This window comes from Pseudomonadota bacterium (assembly GCA_039024915.1).
In the GTDB taxonomy this organism is placed as follows: Bacteria; Pseudomonadota; Alphaproteobacteria; order Rhizobiales; family MH13; genus MH13.
This window is the reverse complement of record JBCCPK010000012.1, coordinates 25,901-34,543: the sequence shown is the minus strand read 5'-3', so window position 1 is coordinate 34,543 and position 8,643 is coordinate 25,901. Positions and strand designations below refer to the sequence as shown.

5 protein-coding genes and 1 pseudogene are annotated in these 8,643 nt (G+C 54.8%); all 6 read right to left on the bottom strand.

Features of this window, described 5'->3' with window-relative positions; all coding sequences use genetic code 11:
• Window positions 1-296: 296 nt before the first annotated feature.
• The 6 genes and pseudogenes from AAF739_17215 to AAF739_17190 all read right to left on the bottom strand — a co-directional run bounded on the left by AAF739_17215 (window position 297) and on the right by AAF739_17190 (window position 8,341).
• A pseudogene (locus AAF739_17215) lies at window positions 297-1,423 on the bottom strand (IS3 family transposase).
• A 297-nt stretch (window positions 1,424-1,720) separates the two neighbouring features.
• Window positions 1,721-1,927: a hypothetical protein gene (locus tag AAF739_17210; protein MEM6384414.1), complete on the bottom strand. Its 207-nt coding sequence runs from the start codon at window positions 1,925-1,927 to the stop codon at window positions 1,721-1,723.
• Between the two features lie 400 nt (window positions 1,928-2,327).
• Entirely contained in the window at window positions 2,328-2,780 is a 453-nt protein-coding gene (locus AAF739_17205; protein ID MEM6384413.1) for an AAA family ATPase, read from the bottom strand.
• A gap of 42 nt (window positions 2,781-2,822) precedes the next feature.
• Window positions 2,823-3,581 (bottom strand): AAA family ATPase, encoded by a 759-nt coding sequence (locus tag AAF739_17200; GenBank protein ID MEM6384412.1) that lies wholly within the window; start codon window positions 3,579-3,581, stop codon window positions 2,823-2,825.
• 69 nt (window positions 3,582-3,650) lie between these two features.
• The gene (locus tag AAF739_17195; GenBank protein ID MEM6384411.1) at window positions 3,651-7,097 is read right to left on the bottom strand and encodes an AAA family ATPase; all 3,447 of its coding nucleotides are present in this window, start codon (window positions 7,095-7,097) and stop codon (window positions 3,651-3,653) included.
• Entirely contained in the window at window positions 7,094-8,341 is a 1,248-nt protein-coding gene (locus AAF739_17190; GenBank protein MEM6384410.1) for a DNA repair exonuclease, read from the bottom strand. Before AAF739_17190 ends, AAF739_17195 begins: the two co-directional genes overlap by 4 nt.
• Between the last annotated feature and the right edge of the window lie 302 nt (window positions 8,342-8,643).

The window sequence follows — 8,643 nt, the reverse complement described above, 5'->3', positions numbered from 1 at the left end:
TGACTTTTAATCAGTAGGTCCAGGGTTCGAGCCCCTGTCGGCTCACCAATGATTCCAAGGGCTTAGCCATACACTCGTGAGAACAAGGCAGGAACATGAGACGCCATGAGACGCTGAAAAAGTCTCACGGTGACACTTTAGGGCTCTACTTAGTCGGTTTGTTCCCCCGATGTTCCGCTTTCAAGCCGCGCTCCCTTGTCGTCCAGCCAGGCGCATAGTTTGCCAATCGCCGAGCGTGCGCGCTCCGGGTCCTGGCCGAGATTGGCGTGCCCCCAACGGGTGGTCCGGTTTGATTGTTAGTGCATCGTCGGTCTGTGGTCCATTGGAACGATGCCTTCGGGTGCGGGTGGACGGTAGCCCAAGGAGCTGTGCGGCCTGACCTTGTTGTAGTGAATCCGCCATTGCTCAATCAGGGTTTGAGCCTCTTTCAAGGTGTAGAACAGCTCGCCATTGAGGAGCTCATCGCGGAATCTGGCGTTGAAGCTCTAGCAGTATCCATTTTCCCACGGGGATCCTGGTTCAATGTAAGCCGTCGTCGCCCCTACGGCCGTAATCCAATCCCGCACCTTCTGCGCGATAAATTCCGGGCCGTTGTCGGAACGGATATATTGTGGCGGACCGCGTAGAATGAACAGGTCTGTCAACGCATCCAGCACGTCTGTCGAGTTGAGTTTGCGATCCACGCGGATCATGAGCGCCTCCCTGGTGTATTCATCAATGATGTTTAGCGTCCGGTAGACACGCCCGTTAGCGGTACGATCCTGGACGAAGTCGTAGGACCAGACATGGTTTGGACGTTCAGTCCGCAGGCGCACGCAAGAGCCATCGTTCAGCCAGAGCCGCCCTTTCTTCTTTTGCTTTTGTGGGACCTTCAGCCCTTCACGCCGCCAGATGCGCTCCACGCGTTTGTGGTTCACGTGCCAGCCCGCATTGTTCAGCAAGCCAGTTACCATGCGATAGCCATAACGCCCGTACTGGTCAGCCAGCTCGATGATGTCATCGGTTAGCCGCTCCTCATCAGAACGGCCTTGAGGAACCTTGCGTTGCGTAGATCGATGCTGACCAAGTGTCCGACAGGCCCGGCGTTCAGACACGCCAAGCTCCTGCCGCACATGATCGATGCATTTGCGGCGACGCGAAGGGCTTAGAAGTTTCCCTTTGCAGCCTCGCTCAGAATGAGCTTGTCCAACGTCAGGTCGGATACCGCTCTACGCAGCCGCTGGTTCTCTTTCTCAAGCTCTTTCAGCCGCGTGAGCTGTGACCTCTGCATCCCGCCATAAAGCGTCCGCCATCGGTAAAACGTCTGCTGCGTCACCCCGATCTGGCGCACCGCCTCGGCAATCGTTGCACCTTGTCCTTGCAGAACTTCAACCTGCCGAAGCTTCGATACAATCTCTTCGGGCTTCTCGCGTTTTCCAGCCATCGCTGATCCTCCAATTTGCGGGACAATCTATCCCAGTTGGTGGACCACTTTCAGGGGGCTACTCCATTTGACGTAGAACATTCTATCGACGCCGGAATCCCCATAGCGGACGTTAGCTGCACTGCGAAACACGGCCGATTAGGGCGGAAAGCAGACATTCGCTGCGACTCCGCAGAATCTGTTCCAGAATTACAAAAGCTGCCATTCAAGTGGTAACAGACCGAAGCGCCATGCTGCGGAGCGCGCCAATGTCGGCTGTGCGCAGTAAGCGCCCTTTCTAAGCAAGCACCCTGTCGCTCAGCGCGATCCAAGCGTCTCGAACCTAACACCATCGTCCCACGCAGCTGACATACATGCGGCGACAAAAAGAGGATGCTTCTTGGTACCTCCGAGGTTCCCCACGGTATCTCGTCCCGCTTGATAGTAGTTTTCCTTTTTCGCGCCAAACTCTTCTTCAAGCATGCGCTCGATGTCGAAGTGCCAAGCCGTCAGATTGTCCTTCATGATATGAGAGTCCGGGAAAGATTCCCATCTTTTCATGACCTGTAATTACAAGAATGGCATCATTATCTCGATTGTGCTCATCATGCGCTCGTTGATATTTAGCAGTATCTTTCTCGAGGATCGACTTGTAGACGGCATCACAATCGAAAATGACATGATGCTGTATTCCAAAATTATTTGCTATAAGCAGCATGAGCCCCAGCGAGCTCTTACCCTCGCATACTACGATAAATGATCCTGACTTTTGAAAATTCCCCTTCTTATTGGACAGTCGAAGGTAAGCCTCAATACAGGCGTGATCTGAAATACCTTCTACCAAAACAACTCGTTCAGCAAAAAAAAGTTCGTTGAATTTCGGCTGTATTTGAAGGGCGAACTTCGTACGTACTTGGTCTTCATTCTAAAGTTTCTTGTTGAACGCCTTATTATACTCCTTGCGGACGCATTCAAAACTGGACTTTGAGACCTCCAACAACCCAGAGCTAATCCGGAACATTTTTGTGCCGTCGAAATAGTCGACATCGATGGAGTATGGGCTGTGCGTGGTAACGAAGACTTGGGCATCAGCTTTCGAGAGCTCCATCAAAATCTCAGCACGATGGCGTGCCTGAGGGGGATGTTGATAGAGCTCCGGTTCTTCGCATCCCAAGATCAGAGTTGGGCTAACTGTACTATCGACAGCCATCAGTTCCTGCAAAATCACAAGGAGAAAAGACCCTTGGAGACCGTGTCCGAATTTCTCCACCCGATCACTGTACCCACGCTCTGAGAGCGTGACCTGCGCAGTCGGAGCGTCAACTGAAACGGATTTCTCGTCTTGTTTCCAAGCAAGCCCAAGACCAGCATCGGTCATGACCGCAGACTGAAGTCTGTCAGCGAGGCGAGACTCAAGTCCCTATAGGTGCTTTCGCTGGCTATCCAACAGGCACGAATATGCCTTGAAAGCCTCTTTTCTGATCCGCTCGAGCTCAGCGTCATAGTCCATATGTGAGCGGATTGTGTGTTGGATCAGCTTGCCGAGATGCGAAGACTTGCCCTCTTCGGATTCTGTTGCGGCCTCTTTCACGGCTGGGACATAGACCCAACTGACATGGCGCTGGAACTTGTGCGCCCCTGTACTCACACCAAAGAACTCGGCGCCACTTGGCGTGAGCTCTTTCTCCTCGTCAGGCAAGGCTTCCTCGTAAGTGAGAAGAGCGGCCTCGCGCGCTCCATCATTGGTGGCGCTCTCAATTCCAGGGTAATCTTTGCGCAGCTTGTCGAAGACCTGCTTCCGTTGGGTGGCTCCACTCGTCTCAAAAAAGCTCTTAAAAGGAGAGAAGACTAGACGCTCACCGCGTATCGTCTTCTTGAATGCCCCTTCCGGATCTTTGGCGACTTCCGCTTGGACCACGAGCAGACCTGATCTGACATAGTGACTGAACTCTTCAGTCGCCTCATCGCTGAGTTCATGGAAAGTAACCTTTACCACAATAGGAAGATTGTCATCGCGTTGATGGAAGTCCTCTTCAGAGAAGTTACTGATTTCGCCGAAGAAGAGATTGAGCGCATTCAAAGCCGTGGATTTACCCGCACCGTTTGGGCCGACAAATGAATTAAAACTCTCACAACTGATATTTGCTTCTCTGAGCGATCGGAAGTTCTCAATGTGGATCTCTTTAATTCTCTTACAATCATCATCTATTACCGCCTTCCATTGATGAGCCTGACCTGCTTGGTAGCCCTAGGATTTGGTGAATTCGTGGACCGTTAGTCCATCTCCGCAGACCTTTCGCGCCAGTTCCACCACATGTTCATGATGGGTGAAGTACAAAGCCTGACCCTGCGTTGCGATCTGCTTCAGCAAGGTGAGGGCCGCCTCGGTGCGCGTGTTATCAAATGTCTCCATAATATCATCAGCAATGAAGGGCAGCGTTGTCCCATCAGACTCGTATTGCCGGTATCCGGCCAGCCGAAGCGCAAGATACAGCTGGAACCGTGTACCTTTGGACATCTCAGAGACCGTGATGAACCTCCCGTCCCGTTCTCGGAGAGCGAGCAGCAGCTCTTTTTGTCCATCTGCTTGAGTTTGAAGCTCCGAATAGGCGCCATTGGTAAGGGCTTTGAAGGTCGCTTCAGTGTCTGCAAGCATCCCACTGCGATGCTCGTCACGATATGCGGCAAGCGCTTGGTCAGCTGCTAGTATACCGAGCTGCAGCCGCAGCGTCGATTTCGCGCGATCTTCTAGCTCGAGTAGCAAAGTCTGCCGCCGCTCTTCGAGCTTTGCCGGGATATCATCTCCTCCGACCCTCTCAAGGGCGTCCTTCGCCGACCGAAGATCTCCGATTTTTTCCGAATAATCGGCCTCAGCACTCTCTAGTTCAGAATTCAGTGCATCGATCTGTCCTCGGAGATCTACAAGGTCTTGATCAACAAGGATCGCACGCGCCTCATCAACGTCTTTCACACCAAGGCACTCTTGGATTTGGTCTTCGAGAGCGCGTCTTTTCCCACGCAGGTCGTCGGCCTTTTTGGCCGTCTCAAGCGCCATAACCAGAGCATCGAGCGTATTAATCTCCACGACATCCTCAAACGGTGCCGCGAGAGACTGCATACGTTCTAAGACTGCCGCGAGCTCCGCCTCCGCAGAACGCACACTGCTGTTCGCAGCTTCGATCTTCTTTGAAATGGACTCAAACTCACTTTGACTGCGCAACGCGCTGTGAAAACGCCGACGCAAACGCTCAGCGAGAACGAGAGGTGCGGCGCTTTCGGTATCGCCAATGCGACTGGCTACATCACCCAATAAGGCCGAAAACGCCTCGAAATCTCTTTTTAAAGCTTCGATGCGCCGCTCAAGCTGGTCAAGCTGAGACAATTTGGAAAGGAGTTTCAGAAGTGTGGTCTTTTTCCACGCAAACTCATCCAAGTCGCGCAGCGCTTCAGGAAGCGAGACGGCTTCGCGCTCCCATTCCTGCGCCGCGGCAGCCTTCTCCTTCTCCAGGCGCACAACCTCTTTTGTTCGACTTTCCGCTTCGTCTTTCGCTTCCATAAGAGCTTTGCGAAGTGCAGTCGCTTCCGCTTGGGACTTGGCAGCGTTCGTTATTTCGGCGCGCGCGGTTTGAATGAGTGACCTCAGCTCCCGGCCATCAGTTTCAATACCGAGCGCGTCTCTGAGCGCACCGGCAGCGTCAGAAACTATGCGCTCAGCCGCGGTCCGAGACTTCCTCTTGGTAACGAGTTCGGTATGCGCGTCTTGAGCTTCGAGAAGGGCGCTGCGCCATCGCGGCAGGTCCCTTGGATCAAAAACCGTTGGCAGCCGAAGGCGCGCCATGAGGGCCTCAGCGGTTGTTGCTGATTTGGCGAGCGCTGCCTCCAACTCATTCAATTCCTCGTCTTTGAGCTCCACCGAGCGCGCGGCAGAGGCAACCTCGATTTCAATCTCGCGAAGTTGTGCCAACCGCTCGGCAAATCCCAAGCGGGCCTCTTGAAGCGCATCATCTCTCTGAAGGGCTGTGTGGAACTCAGACGCAGTCTTTTTGTTGAGCGTCGAGAAATGCGCCTCCCAAAGAGCGTCGCGCTCTTGGCGGGCACCCTTTGCCTCCTCATCAACAGAAGCTGCATCATCTTTTTTGAATTCCTCAAGGCGAGCGCTGAGACGAGCGAGCTCTTGGCGCGCGTCTTTAAGTTCGCGTTTCAGAGTGGAGATGCCTTCAAGTTGGTCACCCCAATGCGCCGAAAGACGTTGGGCTTCGCTCTCGGAAAGCGTAATCGATCCCAAGTCCTCCGCTGCGCCCTGCCAGGGTTCCAAGGCCAGCAGTGTTTTCTTGAAGCGGCGCTCTGCTGAGTCGACTTCACCTAACGCTTTTTCCAACCGAGCAAGCTGATCCTCTGGCTCAAGCTCAGACAGGAGCGTTTCCAAATCCACTTCATTCGTCTCAGAAGTGACAATGGACTCGGTCTCCTGTATCTCCGCCAGGCGCGATAGGGACCTAGCTTCTTCCTCCCCAGCCGCCGCAAGTCGCTTTGCAAGATCCGTATAGCTTGTTGCCATGTTTTCGAGCTGATTCAGCTTGGCCTCGGGGATCCGACCGTCCTCCGGTTTCTCAAGCCCCAAGTCGCGGAGGGCGTCGGCGAGCTCTTCCAAAAGCCCTTCACGCTCTGCTGTTCGCTTGGGGAGATCTTCTTCGGCGGTCTGCGCTCGAGATCTGGGGAGGTCTAGAAGGACTGTGAGCTCATCGGAGATCTCCAGCACCGCCGCATCCATAGCCAATCCGTCGCGTGCTTTTTTATGCTCCTCCAGCTGAATGCGCGCCTGCCGGAGCTCGGTCTCCACTTCGACCTCTTTGAGCTTGAGCGCCTTTGCCTCCTCCAGTGCGTCGTGTGGGCCAACCGGGTAGGCCTCCAGACCTGAGATTGCTGCTACCGTCTCATCGAGCTGCACCAAGAGTGGTATTGCGTCGATCATTGCTCCGAGGCGTGCCCGCCTTTGGAACAGCGCGTCACGAGACGCTTTCGACGTTACGAGGATATCTTCTGCAGCGTCGCGGACCTCCTTCAAGCGTCGATATGCGCTTGCCGGAACGTCAATGTCTCTAATTTGATCATTAAGCGCTTTAAGCTGTCTCTTCGCCTCCGCGAGGATCGTCTTCCTCGCGCGAGGCTTATGAAATAGATCCACCTCATTGCGGGCTGCCTCCAGCACTGAGCCCAAATCCGAGAGCCCGGCCGCTGCCGAGAAAAGGAGTTCGCCAAGATTGCCCTCGCTCGCGAGGATGTCCTCACCCCCCTCTTCAATTGTGACGTCATCCAGCGAGAACATTGCCCGGTACTGATCACGGTCTATGCTATCCAGGGCACGCGCGAGGATCGTTGGATTGATCGGATCTCCTCCAGGAGAAATCAGATCTCCTCTGTTACGCTTTATCCGGACAAGATCGACGACGCCTTGGTCGAGCTCCAAAGAGGCACCGATCCGCATGGTCTCATAGTCGTGAAGGAAGTTGTACTTGCTGCGGGCTGAGATCCCAAAAAGGAGGTCCAAATAGGCATCAAAGGCGGTCGACTTGCCGGCCTCGTTTGGCCCGAAAATGATGTGAAGATCTGGTTTGCCCTCCCCGTTCGGACCGAAGTCGAGGGAGAAGTCGGTGAAATGCCCATATCGAGTGAGATCAAGGCGCCGAAGCCTCACGAGGGGTGCTCCGCACCGCCGGCAAGCATACGCGCGACAATATCTTGGACGCCTTCGTCGAGAAGGTGTGCGACTTCACGAGCTTGCTCATCTTTGGCTTGCCCAAACGCGCTTCGGAGCTCCGGTGGAAGCTCCCCAATCAGATCCTCTGCCGCACTCTGCGCGCGCTTCAAGATGCTTGGCTGCGCGGCAAGGTCTTTCATGAGAGCGCTTAATTCTTTCCGAGGATCTTCGCCCTCGCCAACGATCGACGGCGGGACAAGATGCTGAACAATCTTGTCGATCCATACGACCCCAGAGGCGCGAGCAAGGTTTGTCACGCTCTCCAGAAGGAGGTCAGCGTCGCGCCTCAGGCGCCAGGCGAGAGGGGTTTCCCCGCGGAGCTCCAAGCGCAATACGACATGCTCCGAGGATGACTGCGCTGCCAGCTTGATGACCTCTTCTATGGCGCTCATGGCGTCACGCCAGTCGCTGACAGCGTCGAGCAAAACGTCCGTGCGAACAAACTCGACGTTCGACGTGATGCGCTCCTCAAGCGAAGCAACCCTGTCCTCAACCGAAACCAGGGTTACGGACTTTGGGCCAGCCTCGCCGATATCGCGGCCTTGGGGCATGCCTGGCATGACAATATGAGGCGTTTCGCGATGGACGGTTCGAACATGCACATGGCCCAGGGCCCAGTAATCGTACCCATGCGTTACAAGATCATTTGGGCTGCAGGGTGCATAGGTGTCGTGACCTGCCGCTCCGGCGAGGCTCGTGTGCAAAAGCCCGATATTGAATAAGCCAGGGACAGGGGCCTTGTATTTCGGCAATAGGCTCTCAGGTGCCTGCGGCTTAGCAAAGCTGACACCATGAATCACAACGCCCTTTTCGGGGAGCTCCACGGTCCCACCATGACCGGTGAACACTTCAACATTGGGTGGGAGCTCGAGTTCACGGGTCAAGACGCTCTCCGCGTCGTGGTTGCCTCGGATCATAAAGACCCTGATCCCCGCCTCATTGAGCCGCTCCATCTGGCTTACAAGGAAGGCGGCTGTCTTCATGCTCCGCATATCGCCGTCGTAAAGGTCGCCGGAAATCAGGAGAGCGTCGATCCCTTCATCCAGGCAAGTCTCGACGATGCGCTCGAGCGCCCGACGTGTAGCATTGCCGATAATCTCCGAGAGTTCCTCATCCTTGAGCGCTAAGCTCTTGAGAGGGGCATCAAGATGGAGATCAGCCGTATGAACAAACCGAAACATAATCCCCTAATCCTCATAATTCCCCTCAATACCTTTTCACTATGCGAGTGAAAGCTACCTTCACACAAGCTGTGACTTGAGACAAAGGAGAGGCTGTTCAGATGGCCGGTTCGACAGGCCGCGGCGCAGCTATAGGACGCTTCGGGCGAAGGCAACTTTGGGCTGAAATTGCCCAGCCAGCTTACGACGGCTTTGCCGCCAAAGTGAGCCGAAACAAACCATCGAGCGGCTCAGCGCGCCGTCGTCTTTCTGAAGATTTCTTCTGGATGCGCAGGAAACTCCGCGTATCACAGAACATGGGA